Origin of the sequence: Paracoccus sp. SJTW-4, from assembly GCF_047716885.1 — a bacterium.
Classification (GTDB): domain Bacteria; phylum Pseudomonadota; class Alphaproteobacteria; order Rhodobacterales; family Rhodobacteraceae; genus Paracoccus; species Paracoccus solventivorans.
Map to the genome: position 1 here is coordinate 765726 of NZ_CP136681.1, position 17423 is coordinate 783148.

The 17423-nt window shown below is 69.0% G+C and carries 14 protein-coding genes; 13 read left to right on the forward strand and 1 reads right to left on the reverse strand.

The window, feature by feature from the left end; translation table 11 throughout:
• Positions 1-56 precede the first annotated feature (56 nt).
• From RSP45_RS03825 to RSP45_RS03885, 13 genes are all read left to right on the forward strand, one after another.
• Entirely contained in the window at positions 57-3737 is a 3681-nt protein-coding gene (locus RSP45_RS03825) for a glycosyltransferase (RefSeq protein WP_415393276.1), read from the forward strand.
• Positions 3738-3850: 113 nt separating this feature from the next.
• Positions 3851-4711, forward strand: a complete 861-nt coding sequence (locus RSP45_RS03830) for a hypothetical protein (protein ID WP_415393277.1) — start codon at positions 3851-3853, stop codon at positions 4709-4711.
• A complete protein-coding gene (gene wecB / locus RSP45_RS03835) occupies positions 4708-5847 on the forward strand; it encodes a non-hydrolyzing UDP-N-acetylglucosamine 2-epimerase (protein WP_415393278.1) in 1140 nt (379 codons plus the stop codon). Before RSP45_RS03830 ends, wecB begins: the two co-directional genes overlap by 4 nt.
• Positions 5848-6056: 209 nt before the next feature.
• A complete protein-coding gene (sucC, locus tag RSP45_RS03840; RefSeq protein WP_324328934.1) occupies positions 6057-7250 on the forward strand; it encodes an ADP-forming succinate--CoA ligase subunit beta in 1194 nt (397 codons plus the stop codon).
• Positions 7250-7789 carry a hypothetical protein gene (locus RSP45_RS03845; RefSeq protein ID WP_415393279.1) on the forward strand — a complete coding sequence of 180 codons (540 nt, stop codon included), beginning with the start codon at positions 7250-7252 and terminating at the stop codon, positions 7787-7789. The genes sucC and RSP45_RS03845 overlap by 1 nt, the downstream gene beginning before the upstream one ends.
• A 29-nt stretch (positions 7790-7818) precedes the next feature.
• On the forward strand, positions 7819-8703 hold the full coding sequence (sucD, locus tag RSP45_RS03850) for a succinate--CoA ligase subunit alpha (protein ID WP_073062252.1): 885 nt from the start codon (positions 7819-7821) through the stop codon (positions 8701-8703).
• Between the two features lie 115 nt (positions 8704-8818).
• Positions 8819-11782, forward strand: coding sequence for a 2-oxoglutarate dehydrogenase E1 component (locus RSP45_RS03855; RefSeq protein ID WP_415393280.1), 2964 nt, complete (start codon positions 8819-8821; stop codon positions 11780-11782).
• A gap of 1 nt (position 11783) precedes the next feature.
• Positions 11784-13370 (forward strand): 2-oxoglutarate dehydrogenase complex dihydrolipoyllysine-residue succinyltransferase, encoded by a 1587-nt coding sequence (gene odhB, locus RSP45_RS03860; RefSeq protein ID WP_415393281.1) that lies wholly within the window; start codon positions 11784-11786, stop codon positions 13368-13370.
• A gap of 58 nt (positions 13371-13428) precedes the next feature.
• Positions 13429-13692 carry a hypothetical protein gene (locus RSP45_RS03865; protein WP_073062262.1) on the forward strand — a complete coding sequence of 88 codons (264 nt, stop codon included), beginning with the start codon at positions 13429-13431 and terminating at the stop codon, positions 13690-13692.
• A complete protein-coding gene (locus RSP45_RS03870) occupies positions 13689-14087 on the forward strand; it encodes an MAPEG family protein (protein ID WP_415393282.1) in 399 nt (132 codons plus the stop codon). The genes RSP45_RS03865 and RSP45_RS03870 overlap by 4 nt, the downstream gene beginning before the upstream one ends.
• Before the next feature lie 82 nt (positions 14088-14169).
• Positions 14170-15558, forward strand: a complete 1389-nt coding sequence (gene lpdA / locus RSP45_RS03875; protein WP_415393283.1) for a dihydrolipoyl dehydrogenase — start codon at positions 14170-14172, stop codon at positions 15556-15558.
• Between the two features lie 202 nt (positions 15559-15760).
• Positions 15761-16258 carry a transglycosylase SLT domain-containing protein gene (locus RSP45_RS03880; RefSeq protein WP_415393284.1) on the forward strand — a complete coding sequence of 166 codons (498 nt, stop codon included), beginning with the start codon at positions 15761-15763 and terminating at the stop codon, positions 16256-16258.
• 56 nt (positions 16259-16314) lie between these two features.
• Positions 16315-16608, forward strand: a complete 294-nt coding sequence (locus tag RSP45_RS03885; RefSeq protein WP_415393285.1) for a DUF2218 domain-containing protein — start codon at positions 16315-16317, stop codon at positions 16606-16608.
• Between the two features lie 27 nt (positions 16609-16635).
• Here the strand turns inward: RSP45_RS03885 and RSP45_RS03890 are convergent, their stop codons facing one another.
• Complete coding sequence (locus tag RSP45_RS03890; protein WP_073063561.1) at positions 16636-17388, reverse strand: NAD kinase; 753 nt, start codon at positions 17386-17388, stop codon at positions 16636-16638.
• Positions 17389-17423: the final 35 nt, after the last annotated feature.

Sequence of the window (17423 nt, forward strand, 5' to 3'; positions counted from 1 at the left end):
GGAAATTAACCCGCCGCCGCTAGCCTGCCCGAAAGACCATGGTTTCGGGCAGGACATTGGGCAGGACCGACTTTGCGCTGCTGATCGCGGGGATGCACCGCAGCGGCACCTCATATCTGGGCGAATGCTGCGGGGCGCTGGGGCTGGCGCTGCCGCGTGATGCGGGCGGCCCCGCCCCCGACAACCCGCGTGGGCATTTCGAGCCACGCGCGGTGGTGGCGCTGAACGACGCGATCCTGGCGCAGCAGGGCGCGGTCTGGCTGCGCGCCGGACGGCTGGACCTGCCCGCCCCCGACGCGGCGCTGCTGGCGCGGATGGACGCGGCGGTGGCGGAAAGCTTCGGCACCGCGCGGCGCATCGTGATCAAGGACCCGCGGCTGTCGCTGACCCTGCCGCTGTGGCGAGCCTGGCTCGACGCGCGCGGAATCGGCGCGGCGCTGCTGATCGCCCTGCGCGACCCGGCCGAGGTCGCGCAGTCGCTGGCCCGCCGCAACCGCACCGGCGCCGAGATGGCGATGCTGTCCTGGGTCCAGCACATGCTGTCGGTGCTGGAGCACGGCCGGGAAATGCCGCGGCTGCTGGTGCCCTTCCCGGGCTGGACCGCCGATCCGGGGGCGACGCTGGCCCGGATCGGGGCGCTGTGCGGCAGCGAGGCTGACGCGGCCACACAGGCGCAGGCCGCGGCGATGTTCCTGCCGGCGGCGGTGCATGGGGCGGGCGCGCCGCTGCCCGACACGCCCGCCGCGCGGCTGGCGGGGGCGCTTTACCGGGCGCTGTCGGGGTCCATGGGCGATGTCGGACCGGGGGCTGTCTGCCCCCGGACCCCCGAGGATATTTCGGTGATGAAGAACTTCCCCGGCGAAGCCGCGCTGGCCGGGTTCCGCCTGCGCCATGATGCGCTGGCCGCAGTCGCCGCCGAGGTCGAGGCCGCCTCGGCCGCAGCCTTGCGCGCCGGCCACCGCTCTGCCGCGGCGCTGCACGAGGCGCTGGCGGCGCGCAGCGAGCAGCTTGCCGCCACCGAGGCCCAGCGGGACCGGGGGCTTGCCGCGCTACGCGCGCAGCTGGCAGCGACCGAGGTGCAGCGAGATGAGGCGGTGGCGGTACTGACGGCACGGCTGGAAGCGACCGAGGCGCAGCGGGACGAATCCATCGCCCTTCTGACAGCGCAACTGCAGGCGACCGAAGCGCAACGGGACGCAGTGGCGACGCTGACGGCGCGGCTGGAAGCAACCGAGGCGCAACGGGGCGAATCCATTGCCCTCCTGACGGCGCAGCTGCAGGCGACCGAGGTGCAGCGCGACCAGGCCGTTGCCGTGCAGGCGGACATCGCGGCGCAGCGCGATGCCGCCTCTGCCGCGCTGGTCGCAGCACGGGCGCAGAACGACGAAGCGGCGGCCACGCTGGCCACGCAGCTTGCCGACGCCAGTGCGCAGCGCGACGCCGCGCTGGCCGATGCCGCCGCCAGCCGCGACCGTGCGGCCGCTGCCGAGGCGCAGCGCGACGAGCTGGCCGAGCAGGCCGAGCAGCAGGCCCAGACCCTCGCCGAGCTGCGCGAGCATGAGGCGCGGCTGCGCGGGCATCTTGCCGCGACCGAGCGGGTGCTGGCCGAGACCGCGGACTGGCTGAACCGTGAGCGGCTGACCGTGCTCAAGCCGATCTACCGCCGTGCCTGGCGCGCCGGCGGGCGGGCGCTGCGCCGGGTGCTGCCCGGGCCGGCGGTCGAGCGGCTGCGCCGGCAGCTGCCGCAACCGGGCGGGATCCCGCGCGCGCTGGCCTTTGCCGAAGCCCCCCCGACCGCGCCCGGCTGCGGCTATGCCGGCATCCCGCCGCGCCAGGGCGACAAGCCCGACATCTTCATCCTCTCGATCATCGGCTGGGATTTCCGCACCCAGCGCCCGCAGCATCTGGCCACCCGCATGGCCACCGCCGGCCACCGGGTGTTCTATCTGGAAATGGAAAGCTCGCCCGGAAACGGCAGCGCGCGCGAGGTTGCGCCGGGGGTCCATGCCATCCGCCTGCCCTTGCGGGGGATGCGCGGGATCGCGGCCTATACCGGCGTGCCCTCGGCCGCGCAGGCGCGGGCCTGGGTCGATCATTTCCACGCGCTGGCCGATGCGGTGGGCGCCTCGCCGGTCAGCCATGTGGTGATCCAGCACCCCTATTGGTGGCATCTCGCCCGCCACCTGTCGCCCGAGTTCCAGCTGACCTTCGACTGCATGGACGACATCGGCGGGTTCTCGAACACCGAGCCACAGGTGCTCACAGCCGAGCACGAGATGGCGGCCAGCGTCGACAAGATGGTGGTCAGCTCGCAGTATCTGGCCGACCGCTTCGGTCCGCTGCGCGAGGTGGCGCTGGTGCGCAACGGCACCGATGTCAGCCATTTCATCCGCAACCATGACGAGCCCGCGCCGGACTGGCTGGGTCCGTTGCGCCCGGGGGCGATCCGGGTCGGCTATGTCGGCGCGATCGCCGAGTGGTTCGACAGCGACCTGCTGGAACGCGTCGCCCGCGCCAACCCGGATTTCGACATCCACCTGTGCGGCGCGGTCACGGCCGAGCCGCCGCTGCGGCTGGGCAGGCTCGACAACGTCACGCTGCACGGGGAAATCCCTTATGCCGACGTGCCGGCGTTCCTGCAGCAGATGGAGGCGCTGATCATCCCCTTCCAGCTGCTGCCGATCATCAAGGCCTGCGATCCGGTCAAGTTCTACGAATATGCGGCGGTGGGACGGCCGACGGTCTCGACCTCGCTGCCGGAACTGGCGCGGGCCGGCGATCTGGTGCTGCGCGCCGACTCTCCCGAGGAGTTCGCCGCCGCCATCCGCCGGGCCGCGCCTCTGGCGCGCGATGCAAATTTTGCGGCAAGGTTGCGGCGCTATGCGCTTGAGAATGCCTGGGATTTCCGCGCCGCCGATATGCTGTCCCATATGCGGGACGAGCCGCTGCTGTCGGTGATCGTGCTGCATTACGGCGACGACACCGACATGACGCTGGCGGCGCTGCACGCGCTGCTGGGGCGCGGCGAGGTCTATCCCAATCTCGAGGTGGTGCTGGTCGACAACGGCTCGGCGCCGCCGGTGCGCGAGGTGCTGCGGGCCCGCGCTGCCGCCGATCCGCGCATCCTGTTGGTCGAAAACGACCGGAATCTGGGCTTTGCGGGGGGCAACAACCGCGGCATCGCGGCGGCGCGCGGCGAATATGTGGTGCTGCTGAACAACGACACCTTCCTCGCGCCCGGGGCGCTGCTGGCGATGCTGCGCCACCTGCAGCGCAACCCGCAGATCGGCATCGTCGGGCCCCTGACCAACAACATCGGCAACGAGGCCCGGGTCGAGATCGCCTATGCCGACATGGAGCAGATGGCCCTGGCTGCGCGCGCCTTGGCCACCGGCCACCGCGGCCGCGCGACCCCGCTGCGGGTCTGCGCCTATTTCTGCGCGATGTTCCGGCGCGAAGACCTCGACCGGCTGGGGCATCTGCCGGAAATCTACGGCCGCGGCATGTTCGAGGACGACGACCATTGCGCGACCTTCCGCGCCGCCGGGCTGGGGATGGCGCTGGCCGAGGATGCGTTCTGCCACCACCATCTTTCCGCCAGCTTCGGCGCCCTGCCGTCCGGTGAAAAACAGGCGCTGTTCGCCCGTAACCGCGCGATCTTCGAGGGGCGCTGGGGGGCATGGACCCCGCATCGCTATCGCGAGCGCCGCCCCGCCGGCAGCCTGCCCGCGCGCTGAGCCCGCTTAACCGGATCTTCATCCTTGCGTGGCAGGTTCAGATCATGTGGACCCGAAGCCAACAGAATCGCCCTGCCGGACCGGCGCCCGCCCCTCAACCGGGGCCGCGGCCGGTGATCGTGCACTACCATCTCTACAAGAACGCCGGCACCTCGTTCGACCATGTGCTGCGCCACAACTTCGGGGCGCGGCACGAATGTTTCGACGGGCCCTATCCGTTCTTCACCATCGACCAGGAACAGCTGGACCGGATCATCATGCGCCGGCCGGACACGGTGGCGTTCTCCTCGCATCAGGTGGTGCTGCCGCAGCCCTCGTCGCTGGAGTATCGGGTGTTCGCGGCGCTGTTCCTGCGCAACCCGTTCCTGCGGATCGCCTCGATCTACCGCTTCAAGCGCGGGCCGGAGCGTGGCGACGGGGTGCCGCTGGCGGCGCTGCCGCCCGGCGAATTGCCGGCGGCGCTGGCGGATTGCGGGCTGGCCGAGCCGCCGCCCGTCGACATGACCTCGACCGGGATTGCGGCGCGGCAGCATGACTTCGCCGGCTGGGTGGCGCATTGCCTGGCGACCCCGGCCGAGACCGTGCATGTCTCGAACGCGCAGACCCGCTTCCTGGCCGCGCCGTTCCGCAACCGGCCGCTGCTGCGCCGCAGCGGCACCGGCATCGACTACGACCTCGCCACCGCGCTGCGGATGCTGGCGGGGGTCGAGTTGCTGGGCCGGGCCGAGAGTTTCGAAAGCGACGTGGCCCGCTTCGGCGCCATCCTCGCTGACCACGGGCTGGCGCTGACCCTGCCCGCCCAGACCCGCCACAACGTCACACGGCAGGACGCCGGCTCGACAGACGCCCAGGTCGCGGCAGTGCTCGACCCCCTGCCCCAGGCGCTGCGCGACCGGCTGGTCCGCGCCAATGCGCAGGACCTTGCACTTTACGACCGCGCCTCGGCGCTGATTTCCAGGGACCACCGGCCATGAAGAAGATCCTCTGCACCATCGGCACCCGCCCCGAGGCGATCAAGATGGCACCGCTCATCCGCGCCCTGCAGGCCGACCCGGATTTCGACTGCCGGGTGCTGGCCACCGCCCAGCATCGCCAGATGCTGGACCAGGTGCTCGGCATCTTCGGGATCATTCCCGATATCGACCTGGACATCATGCAGCCCGGCCAGACGCTCAGCGGGCTGACCGGGCGGCTGCTGCTGCGGCTGGAAGAGGTGCTGGCCCGCGAGCGACCCGACGCGGTGCTGGCGCAGGGCGACACCACCACCGTGCTGGCCACGGCGCTGGCCGCGTTCCACGAGCGCATCCCCTTCGGCCATGTCGAGGCCGGGCTGCGCACCGGCGACCTCGACAGCCCCTTCCCCGAGGAAATGAACCGCGTCGTCGCCAGCCAGCTCTCCCGCTGGCATTTCGCGCCCACCGGGCTGGCCGCCGACCGGCTGCTGGCCGAGGGGCACGACGGCGCCCGCATCCACATCACCGGCAACACCGTGATCGACGCGCTGCACCATGTCGCGGCCACCGCCCCCGACCCCGGGCTGGGGCTGGATCCGGCGCGGCGGATGCTGCTGGTCACCCTGCACCGGCGCGAGAACTTCGGCGCGCCCCTGCAGCGGATCTGCGACGCGCTGGCGGCGCTGATCCGGGACAACCCCGAGGTGCAGATGGTGCTGCCGGTCCACCACAACCCCAACGTGCGCGAGGTGATCCGCGCCCGCTTCGCCACGGCAGAGCGGGTGATCCTGTGCGAGCCGCTGGATTACGCCGCCTTTGTCGGCGCCATGCAGCGCGCCACGCTGATCCTGTCGGATTCGGGCGGGGTGCAGGAAGAGGCGCCGGCGCTTGGCAAGCCGGTGCTGGTGCTGCGCGACACGACGGAACGCCCCGAGGCGGTGATGGCCGGCGTCACCCGGCTGGTCGGTACCGAGACCGAGACCATCCGCGCCGCCGCGCAACAGCTGCTGGACGACCCCGCCGCCCATGCGGCGATGGCGCGCCACCACTCGCCCTATGGCGACGGCAGGGCGGCGGCGCGCATCGCGGCGGTGCTGCGCCGCGACCTGCTGGGCGACGTGCTTCCGATGCCCGAGGGGGTGCCGATGGCCGCATGATCCAGCGCCCGATCCGGCGCCCGCATCGGGGGTGCGACAAGCCCCCGCACCCCTTGGATGCCACGGTATGCGGGCTTGTGATCACACGCGCGCAGCCTGTGATCACGGAAGCTGGCAAAACGGCGGAAGCCCGCCGAATCCCCGCCGTCGCGCTTGCTTTGCCCGCAGCTTGTGCCAAGGGAGTGGGCGAGTTTCCTTGCGAGGTTCCCATGAACATCCACGAATACCAGGCCAAGGCGCTGCTGAAGCAATATGGCGCCCCGGTGTCCGAGGGCCGCGCGGTCCTTACCGTCGACGACGCGGCGACCAAGGCCCGTGAACTGCCCGGCCCGCTGTGGGTCGTCAAGTCGCAGATCCATGCGGGCGGCCGCGGCAAGGGCCGCTTCAAAGAGCCCGAGGCCGGCGACAAGGGCGGCGTGCGGCTGGCCAAATCCGTGGACGAGGTGGTCGAGAACGTCCGCCAGATGCTGGGCAACACGCTGGTCACCCACCAGACCGGCCCCGCCGGCAAGCAGGTGAACCGGATCTACCTGGAAGACGGCAGCGACATCGCGCGCGAGCTGTATCTGGCGCTGCTGGTCGACCGCTCGACCTCGCGCATCAGCTTCGTCGCCTCGACCGAGGGCGGCATGGACATCGAGGAAGTCGCGGCCTCGACCCCGGAAAAGATCGTCTCGTTCAGCGTCGACCCGGCCTCGGGCCTGTCGGATTTCCACGGCCGCCGCGTCGCCTTTGCGCTGGGGCTGGAGGGCGATCTGGTCAAGCAATGCGGCGCGCTGGTCAAGCTGCTCTACAAGGCCTTCGTCGAGAAGGACATGGAGATGCTTGAGATCAACCCGCTGATCGTCACCGAGCAGGGCCAACTGAAGGTGCTGGACGCCAAGGTCGGCTTCGACAACAACGCGCTCTACCGCCAAAAGGACATCCTGGCGCTGCGCGACGAGACCGAGGAAGACCCCAAGGAACTCGAAGCCTCGAAATACGACCTCAACTACATCGCGCTGGACGGCGAGATCGGCTGCATGGTGAACGGCGCGGGCCTCGCCATGGCGACGATGGACATCATCAAGCTGTATGGTGCGGAACCGGCGAACTTCCTGGACGTCGGCGGCGGCGCCACCAAGGAAAAGGTGACCGAGGCGTTCAAGATCATCACCTCGGACCCGAACGTCAAAGGCATCCTGGTCAATATCTTCGGCGGCATCATGCGCTGCGACATCATCGCCGAGGGCATCATCGCCGCGGTGAAGGAAGTCGGGCTGCAGGTCCCGCTGGTCGTGCGGCTCGAGGGCACGAACGTCGAGCTGGGCAAGAAGATCATCGCCGAATCCGGCCTGAACGTGATCGCCGCCGACGACCTGAAGGACGGCGCGCAGAAGATCGTCAAGGCGGTCAAGGGCTGATGCAGGGCCGGGCTGCTCTGCGGGTCGGATTGTCGGCGCTGTCGCTGGCGGCGCTGGCCGCTTGCAGCGGCGACGACGATTCGACCTTTGCCGAGCGGCAGGAACTGGCCAACACCTCGCCCCGCGTGGCGGTCAACAAGGCCGAAGGCTGGCGTCTGGTCCGGGTGTTCCAGCAATTTTGCCTGGAAGGCGCTGCCGACCCCGCATCCCGCTCGGCGCGACTGCGCGCGGCCGGATATGTCCCGGCCGGGGGCTGGCGCCGAGGGGTGCGGGACTTCGTGACCAACGACCGGCGACCGCTGGTCCGCCTGACCCGCGACGGAAGATCCTGCGCGGTGGGGGCACGGGCCTCGACCGGCCAGACCGTCGCCATCCACGCCGCCATCGGCACGTGGTTCCCGCAGGCGGTAAAGGTCAGGAACTCTGGCGCATCCGAGATCTGGGTGACCGGCCGTCGCCCCGGCGAAGGGATCGGCATCACCCGCAACCCTCTCGGCCCCCACGACAACGAAATCATACTGGCGCTGATGCAGCGCTGATTCAGCATTGAACGAAGGACACGGAAAACATGGCCGTTCTCGTTGACAAAAACACCAAGGTCATCTGCCAGGGGATCACCGGATCCCAAGGCACCTTCCACACCGAGCAGGCGATCGCCTATGGCACGCAGATGGTCGGCGGCGTGACGCCGGGCAAGGGCGGCACCACCCATCTGGACCTGCCGGTCTTCAACTCGGTCCACGAGGCGGTCGCGCGCACCGGCGCCAACGCCAGCGTGATCTATGTGCCGCCGCCCTTCGCGGCCGACTCGATCCTGGAAGCGATCGACGCGGAAATCCCGCTGATCGTCTGCATCACCGAAGGCATTCCGGTGCTGGACATGATGCGGGTCAAGCGCGCGCTGGAAGGTTCGGCCAGCCGCCTGATCGGGCCGAACTGCCCCGGCATCATGACCCCCGACGAATGCAAGATCGGCATCATGCCCGGCTCGATCTTCAAGCGCGGCTCGGTCGGCGTGGTCTCGCGGTCCGGCACCCTGACCTATGAGGCGGTCAAGCAGACCTCGGACGTGGGGCTGGGCCAGTCCTCGGCGGTCGGTATCGGCGGCGATCCGATCAAGGGGATGGAGCATATCGACGTGCTCGAGATGTTCCTGGCCGACCCGGAAACCGAATCGATCATCATGATCGGCGAGATCGGCGGTTCCGCCGAGGAAGAGGCCGCCCAGTTCCTGGCCGACGAGAAGAAGCGCGGCCGCTGGAAGCCCACCGCCGGCTTCATCGCCGGGCGCACCGCCCCCCCCGGCCGCCGCATGGGCCACGCCGGGGCCATCGTCTCGGGCGGCAAGGGTGACGCGGAATCCAAGATCGCCGCGATGAAAGAGGCCGGCATCATCGTCGCCGACAGCCCCGCCGGGCTGGGCGAAGCGGTGCTCAAGGCCATGGGCAGGTAAGCCTATTGGAGGATGGTCCGCCCCGGCCTAGTCTGGGGCGGATGGACGACCGGGTGCCGCCCGGTGCTCGTGCGGCGCCGCTTCAACAAGACCGGTTCAGCAGGGCTCTAGCGCGATGAACGATCAATCCCCCAACGCCGCCTTCCGTGACAGCTCGTTCCTTCAGGGCGCGAACGCCGCCTGGGTGGAACAGCTTTATGGCCAGTGGGCCAACGACCCCGCGGCCGTCGACCAGGCCTGGGACGAGTATTTCCGCAGCCTCGGCGACGATCTTTCGTCCGTCACCCGCGAGGCGCAGGGGGCCAGCTGGGCCCGCCGCGACTGGCCGCCGCTGCCCGCCGACGACAACACCGCCGCGCTGACCGGCGAATGGCCGGCGGCAAAGGCCGAAGCCAAGGGCGCGCAGGACAAGATCGCCGCCAAGGCCGCCGAAAAGGGCGTGTCGCTGTCGGACGAGCAGCTGCGCCGCGCGGTGCTGGACAGCGTGCGCGCGATCATGCTGATCCGCGCCTATCGCATCCGCGGGCATCTGTTCGCCGATCTCGACCCGCTGGGGATGCGCGAGATGCCGCCGCTGGGCGAGCTCGACCCCGCCACCTACGGCTTTACCGCCAGCGATCTCGACCGGCCGATCTTCATCGACAACGTGCTGGGGCTGCAGGTCGCCTCGATCCGCCAGATCACCGAGCTGATGAAGCGCACCTATTGCGGCACTTTCGCGCTGCAGTTCATGCATATTTCCGACCCCGAGCAATCCGCCTGGCTGAAAGAGCGGATCGAGGGCTACGGCAAGGAAATCCAGTTCACCCAGGAAGGCCGGCGCGCCATCCTCAAGAAGCTGGTCGAGGCCGAAGGCTTCGAAAAGTTCCTGCATGTCAAGTACATGGGCACCAAGCGCTTTGGCCTTGACGGCGGCGAGGCGCTGATCCCGGCGATGGAACAGATCATCAAGCGCGGCGGCGCGCTGGGGGTCAAGGACATCGTGATCGGGATGCCGCACCGCGGCCGGCTGTCGGTGCTGGCCAATGTGATGGGCAAGCCCTATCGCGCGATCTTCCACGAGTTCCAGGGCGGCAGCTACAAGCCCGAGGACGTGGACGGCTCGGGCGACGTGAAATATCACCTTGGCGCCAGTTCGGACCGGGTCTTCGACAACAACGAGGTGCACCTGTCGCTGACCGCCAACCCCTCGCATCTTGAGGCGGTGAACCCGGTGGTGCTGGGCAAGGTCCGCGCCAAGCAGGACCAGATGCACGACACCGAGGAACGCATCGCCTGCCTGCCGGTGCTGCTGCACGGGGATGCGGCCTTCGCCGGCCAGGGCGTGGTGGCCGAGTGCCTGCAGCTGTCGGGAATCCGCGGCCACCGCACCGGCGGCTGTATCCACATCGTGGTGAACAACCAGATCGGCTTCACCACCGCGCCGCATTTCAGCCGCACCTCGCCCTATCCGACCGACATCGCGCTGATGGTCGAGGCGCCGATCTTCCACGTCAACGGCGACGACCCCGAAGCGGTGGTCCATGCCGCCCGCGTCGCGACCGAGTTCCGGCAGAAGTTCCACAAGGACGTGGTGATCGACATCTTCTGCTATCGCCGCTTCGGTCACAACGAGGGCGACGAGCCCATGTTCACCAACCCGGTGATGTACAAGGAAATCAAGTCCCACAAGACCACGCTGCAGCTGTATACCGAGCGGCTGGTCAAGGACGGGCTGATCCCCGAGGGCGAGATCGAGGATCTCAAGGCCGCGTTCCAGGCGCATCTGAACGAGGAGTTCGAGGCCGGCAAGAACTTCAAGCCCAACAAGGCCGACTGGCTGGACGGCAAATGGGCCGGGCTGACTGCCGAGGGCGAGGATTATCACCCCGGAGAGACCTGCATCTCGGCCGAGACCATGGCCGATGTCGGCGCGGCGCTGACCCGCGTGCCCGAAGGGTTCAACCTGCACCGCACCGTCGCCCGCCTGCTGGAAGCCAAGAAGCAGATGTTCGAGACCGGACAGGGCTTCGACTGGGCCACCGGCGAGGCGCTGGCCTTCGGCAGCCTGCTGCTGGAAAACCATCCCGTCCGGCTGGCCGGCCAGGACAGCGCCCGCGGCACCTTCAGCCAGCGGCACTCTGCCTTTGTCGATCAGGCCACCGAGGAACGCCACTATCCGCTGAACCACATCCGCGACGGTCAGGCCCGCTACGAGGTCATCGACTCGATGCTGTCGGAATACGCGGTGCTGGGTTTCGAATACGGCTATTCCATGGCCGAACCCAACGCCCTGACCATGTGGGAGGCGCAGTTCGGCGACTTCGCCAACGGCGCGCAGATCATGTTCGACCAGTTCATCTCGTCGGGCGAAAAGAAATGGCTGCGGATGTCGGGGCTGGTGGTGCTGATGCCGCACGGCTTCGAGGGCCAGGGCCCGGAACACTCCTCGGCCCGGCTGGAACGCTGGCTGCAGATGTGCGCCGAGGACAACTGGATCGTGGCCAACCTGACCACCCCGGCCAACTATTTCCACATCCTGCGCCGCCAGATCCACCGGCCGTTCCGCAAGCCGCTGATGCTGATGACGCCGAAATCGCTGCTGCGCCACCCGCAGGCGGTCTCGACCGCGGCCGAGTTCCTGACCGGCTCGACCTTCCACCGGGTGCTGCACGACGACGCGCAGCGCGGCACGGTCGATTTCCAGCTGGCGCCCGACGAACGGATCCGCCGCGTGGTGATCTGCTCGGGCAAGGTCTACTACGACCTGTTGGCGGCGCGGAACGAGGCCGGGGCCGATGACGTCTATCTGCTGCGGCTGGAACAGTTCTACCCCTTCCCGGCGCAGTCGCTGACCAAGGAGCTGGAACGCTTCCGCCACGCCGAGATCGTCTGGTGCCAGGAAGAGCCCAAGAACCAGGGCGGCTGGAGCTTTGTCGAGCCGAACCTGGAATGGGTGCTGAACCGCGTCGGCGCCGACCACCCGCGCGCCCGCTATGTCGGGCGGGTGGCGCAGGCCTCGGTCGCGACGGGGCTGGCCAGCCGCCACAAGGCGGAACAGGATGCGCTGGTCGCCGAGGCGATCACGATCGGAGGATAGCATGGCCATCGAAGTCCGCGTCCCCACCCTGGGGGAAAGCGTCTCGGAAGCGACGGTCGCGACCTGGTTCAAGAAACCGGGCGATGCGGTCGCCATGGACGAGATGCTGTGCGAGCTGGAGACCGACAAGGTGACGGTCGAGGTTCCCAGCCCCGCCGCCGGCATCCTGGCCGAAATCGTCGCGCCCGAGGGCGAGACGGTCGGCCCGGACGCGCTGCTGGCGCAGATCGACGAGACGGGGGCGGCCGCCGCCCCGCGCGATGCAACCACCGGCGCGGCGCAGCCCGCCGCAGACGAGACCGCAGACAGGGGTAAGCCGAAGATGGCCGGAAAATCCGTTGACGTGATGGTGCCCACGCTGGGCGAAAGCGTGACCGAAGCCACGGTCGCCACCTGGTTCAAGAAAGTGGGCGACGCCGTCGCACAGGACGAGATGCTGTGCGAGCTGGAAACCGACAAGGTCTCGGTCGAGGTGCCGAGCCCGGTCGCGGGCGTGCTGGCCGAGATCCTCGCCGAGGAAGGCGCCACCGTCGACGCCAAGGCGCGGCTGGCCATCATCACCGAAGGCGCGGCGGGCGGCTCGACCGGCGGCGCGGGCCCGGGCGACGCCCCGGTCAGCGACCCCGACAAGCGGCAGGAACAGGCCGACATCGTGAACTCGCCCGGCGCCGGCCCCGAACAGCTGACCCTGCGCAGCGACGTCGAGGACGCGCCCTCGGCGAAGAAGGCCATGGCGGAAGCCGGGCTCAGCCGCGACCAGCTGCAGGGCTCGGGCCGCGACGGGCGGGTGATGAAAGAGGACGTGGCCCGCGGCGCCGCAGCCCCTGCCCCCGCGCCTGCGCCCGCCCCGGCCTCGGCCCCGCGGGCGCCCTCCTCGCCCGAGGATGCGCATCGCGAGGAACGGGTCCGTATGACCCGACTGCGCGCCACCATCGCCCGCCGGCTGAAGGACGCGCAGAACACCGCCGCGATCCTGACCACCTACAACGAGGTGGACATGTCCGGCATCATGGAGCTGCGCAACAGCTACAAGGACCAGTTCGAAAAGAAGCACCGCGTCAAGCTGGGCTTCATGTCCTTCTTCGTGAAGGCGTGCTGCCACGCGCTGAAGGAAGTGCCCGAGGTCAATGCCGAGATCGACGGCGGCGACATCGTCTACAAGAACTTCGTGCACATGGGCGTCGCCGTCGGCACCCCCAACGGTCTGGTGGTGCCGGTGGTCCGCGACGCCGACCAGAAGAGCTTCGCCCAGATCGAAAAGGAAATCGCCGAGCTGGGGCTGCGCGCGCGTGACGGCAAGCTGACCATGGCCGACATGCAGGGCGGCAGCTTCACCATCTCGAACGGCGGGGTCTATGGCTCGCTGATGTCCTCGCCGATCCTGAACCCGCCGCAATCGGGGATCCTGGGGATGCACAAGATCCAGGATCGCCCGGTGGTGGTCGGCGGCCAGATCGTGATCCGCCCGATGATGTATCTGGCGCTGAGCTACGATCACCGCATCGTCGACGGCAAGGGCGCGGTCACCTTCCTCGTGCGCGTCAAGGAAGCGCTGGAGGATCCGCGCCGGCTGCTGATGGACCTGTGATCCGGCGCGGCGCGTTCCCTGCCGGGGACGCGCCCCGCAAGCCACAAGGAACCATACCATGACCAACCAGCTGATCGCCCGCTACGACATCGCCGACTATCCGCAGTTCCGCACCGAGTTCGACGCCGATGCCGAGGACCGGGGCCATGCCTCGCTGTCGGTGCTGCAGATCTGGCGCGAGGGCGAGACCCGCGTCTGGGTGCTCTACGCCATCGCCGACGGCAAGCGCGCGCTCGATTACCTGCAGGGCGCCGGGGGCGAGGTCTTCGCCAGCCGCGCCGGGGTGCAGGCAGCCGAATACCACGCGGTGCAGACCGCATGAGCGCCCTTTCGGCCGAACTGCTGGTCCTCGGGCTCGCCGCGATCCTGCAGGCGGTGCAGATCGGGCTGGCGGCATGGTCGATGAACCGCGACGGGCTGGCGGCATGGAATGCCAGCCCCCGCGACAGCGCGCCCGCGTTTTCGCCCCTGACCGGCCGGCTGCGCCGCGCGGTGGACAACCATTTCGAGGCGCTGGTGTTTTTCACCATTGCCGTGGTGCTGGTGCAGTTCACCCGCTCGAACGGAACCCTGACCGCCGCCTGCGCCTGGGCCTATCTGGTCGCCCGCATCCTCTATGTCCCGGCCTATGCGCTCGGCTGGGTGCCGTGGCGCTCCGTCATCTTCGGCATCGGCTTCGTCGCGACGATGGCCATGATTCTCGCGGCGATCCTGTGAGCATCTTCTGTCTGCAAATATCCCGCGGGGGTCCGGGGGCGCGAAGCCCCCGGGCCGGCGGTCATCAACAAAGGACCAAGTGATGTATGATCTGATCGTCATCGGCGCCGGCCCCGGTGGCTATGTCTGCGCCATCCGCGCGGCGCAGCTGGGGCTCAAGGTCGCCTGTGTCGAGGGGCGCGAGACCCTGGGCGGCACCTGCCTGAACGTGGGCTGCATCCCGTCCAAGGCGCTGCTGCATGCCAGCCACATGGCGCATGAGCTGCACGAGAACTTTGCCAAGCTGGGGCTGATGAACGCGACGGCCGACATCGACTGGGGCCGGATGCAGGGCTACAAGGACGAAACCGTCGGCACCAACACCAAGGGCATCGAGTTCCTGTTCAAGAAGAACAAGATCGACTGGCTCAAGGGCTGGGCCAGCATCGAGGCGCCGGGCAAGGTCAAGGTCGACGATACCGTGCATGAGACAAAGAACATCGTCATCGCCTCGGGCTCGGTGCCCTCGGCGCTGAAAGGGGTGCAGGTCGACAACGACGCAGGCGTGGTGGTCGATTCCACCGGCGCGCTGGCGCTGAAGAAGATCCCCGAAACCATGGTGGTGATCGGCGCGGGCGTGATCGGGCTTGAACTCGGCTCGGTCTACAGCCGGCTGGGCGCGCAGGTGACGGTGGTCGAATATCTGGACGCGATCACCCCCGGCATGGACGCCGAAGTGCAGAAGAGCTTCCAGAAGATTCTGACCAAGCAGGGCTTCAAGTTCATCCTCGGCGCCGCGGTGTCGGGGGTCGAGGCCAGCGACGGCGGCGCGACCGTGGTCTATGCGCCGAAAAAGGGCGGCGAGGAACAGCGGATCGCGGCGGATGTGGTGCTGGTCGCCACCGGCCGGCGCCCCTATCACGACGGGCTGGGGCTGGAGGCGCTGGGGGTGCAGCTGACCGACCGCGGCCAGATCGCGGTGGATGCGACATGGGCGACGAACGTCCCCGGCATCTACGCCATCGGCGACGCGGTGCCCGGCCCGATGCTGGCCCACAAGGCCGAGGACGAGGGCATGGCCGTGGCCGAGGTGATCGCCGGCAAGCATGGGCATGTGAATTACGACGTGATCCCCGGCGTGATCTACACCACCCCGGAAATCGCCTCGGTCGGGCTGACCGAGGAAGCCGCCAAGGCCTCGGGGCGCAAGGTCAAGACCGGCAAGTTCCCCCTGATGGGCAACGCCCGCGCCAAGGCGATGCTGCAGGCCGAGGGCTTCGTGAAGCTGATCGCCGATGCCGACACCGACCGCATCCTCGGCTGCCACATCATCGGCCCCGGCGCCGGCGAGATGATCCATGAGATCTGCGTGGCGATGGAGTTCGGGGCCTCGGCCGAGGATGTGGCGCTGACCTGCCACGCCCATCCCACCGTCTCCGAGGCGGTGCGCGAGGCCGCGCTGGCCTGCGGCGACGGCGCCATCCACGTCTGACACGCGGCCCCGGGACGGCGGGAAAGGCCGGGCGGGTGCCCGGCCTTGCCTCCGGCGGGGGTATTTTTACCAGAAAGAAGCCTCGGCGATTTCTCGCCGACAGCGGCGCTTGCGGCCTGCCGGCCCTGTTTTGCGACTGACGGCGCCGGGTCCGGCACGTTAAGCAGGACGCAATCACAGGCAGAAACCACCCGAGGCAGTGATGACCCTTTCCATCCCCCGGCCCACCACTCGCCGGCTTGGCGCGCTGGCGCTGGTCGCAGCGCTCTCCGCCTGTGGCGGCGGCAAGCCCGACGCCATGTATTTCGTCGAGCCGCGGGCCTCGCAGGCCGCGCTGCATCCCAACGAGACCCCCGAGCTGCGGGCGCTGATCCAGAAATATTCCCGGATCTACGGCGTCCCCGAGGCCCTGGTGCACCGGGTGGTGATCCGCGAAAGCCGCCATCGCCCCGGCGCCCGCAACGGCCCCTATTACGGGCTGATGCAGATCCTGCCCGCGACTGCCCGCGGCATGGGCTATCGCGGAGAGCCCGCCGGGCTGCTGGACGCCGAAACCAACCTGAAATACGGCGTCAAATACCTGCGCGGCGCCTATATGGTCGCCGACGGCAACCATGACGCGGCGGTCAAATGGTATGCGCGCGGCTATTACTACGAGGCCAAGCGCAAGGGGCTGCTGGAAGCCACCGGACTGCGCTGAGCCGGGCGCTGCGCGCCGCGCTTGTCTATCGCGCGGCGCCGTCTTAGGTCGGGGACATGACCCAGAATCTGACCCACACCACCTGCACCGTCGCCACCGAACACGGCAGCCGATATCTGCAACAGCTCTGCAAGCACTGGGCCCACAAGTTCGAGGTCGAGTTCGATCCGAACCGGGGCCGGATCGCGATGCCCGAGGACCGGGTGATCACGCTGACCGCCGGGCCGCAGGCGCTGACCATCGCGCTGACCGCCCCAGCCGAATCGGCCGCGGCCACGCAGCGGGTCATCGACGCCCATATCGAGCGCTTCGCCTTTCGCGAGCAGCTGAGCTTCGACTGGCAGGGCTGAGCCCCGCCCGGCGCGCGAGCGGCCTGGTTACAGGAACTGCTCGCGCATCATCCGTTCCTCCATCCCGTGGCCGTGGTCGAACAGCAGCCGGTGCGCGATGCGCGGCTCGCTGCGGATCTCGACCCACAGCACCCGGTCGACCTGCTTGGAATCGGCGTCCGCCATCACCGGGCGCTTGGCCGCGTCCAGCACGTCCAGCCGGATCACCGAATCATGGCGCAGGATCGCGCCGCGCCAGCGCCGCGGCCGGAACGAGGCGATCGGCGTCAGCGCCAGCACGTCCGAGCCCATCGGCAGGATCGGCCCGCCGGCGGAATAGTTGTAGGCGGTGGAGCCCGCGGGCGTCGCCACCATCAGCCCGTCGCAGACCAGTTCTTCCATCCGCACGCGCCCGTCGACGGTGACGCGGACGCTGGCCGCCTGCGGGCCGGTGCGCAGCATGCTGACCTCGTTGATCGCCAGCGCCCGGGATTCGGTGCCGTCGGGGGCGCCCGCCACCATCGACAGCGGGTTGATCACGGTTTCCTCGGCCGCGGCGATGCGCTCGTGCAGACCGTCCTCGGAATAATCGTTCATCAGAAAGCCGACGGTGCCGCGGTTCATCCCGTAGACCGGCTTGCCCAGGTTCTGGCGCAGCGTGGACAGCAGGAACCCGTCGCCCCCCAGCGCCACCACCACATCGGCCCGCGTCGCCGGCACCTGGCCATAGCGCTGCATCAGCCGCCCCAGCGCGGTCAGGGCGGTATCGGTGTCGCTGGCGCAGAAATGGATCGCAGTCATGGCGCGCATCCATGCACCTGAGCGCGGGCTTGGCA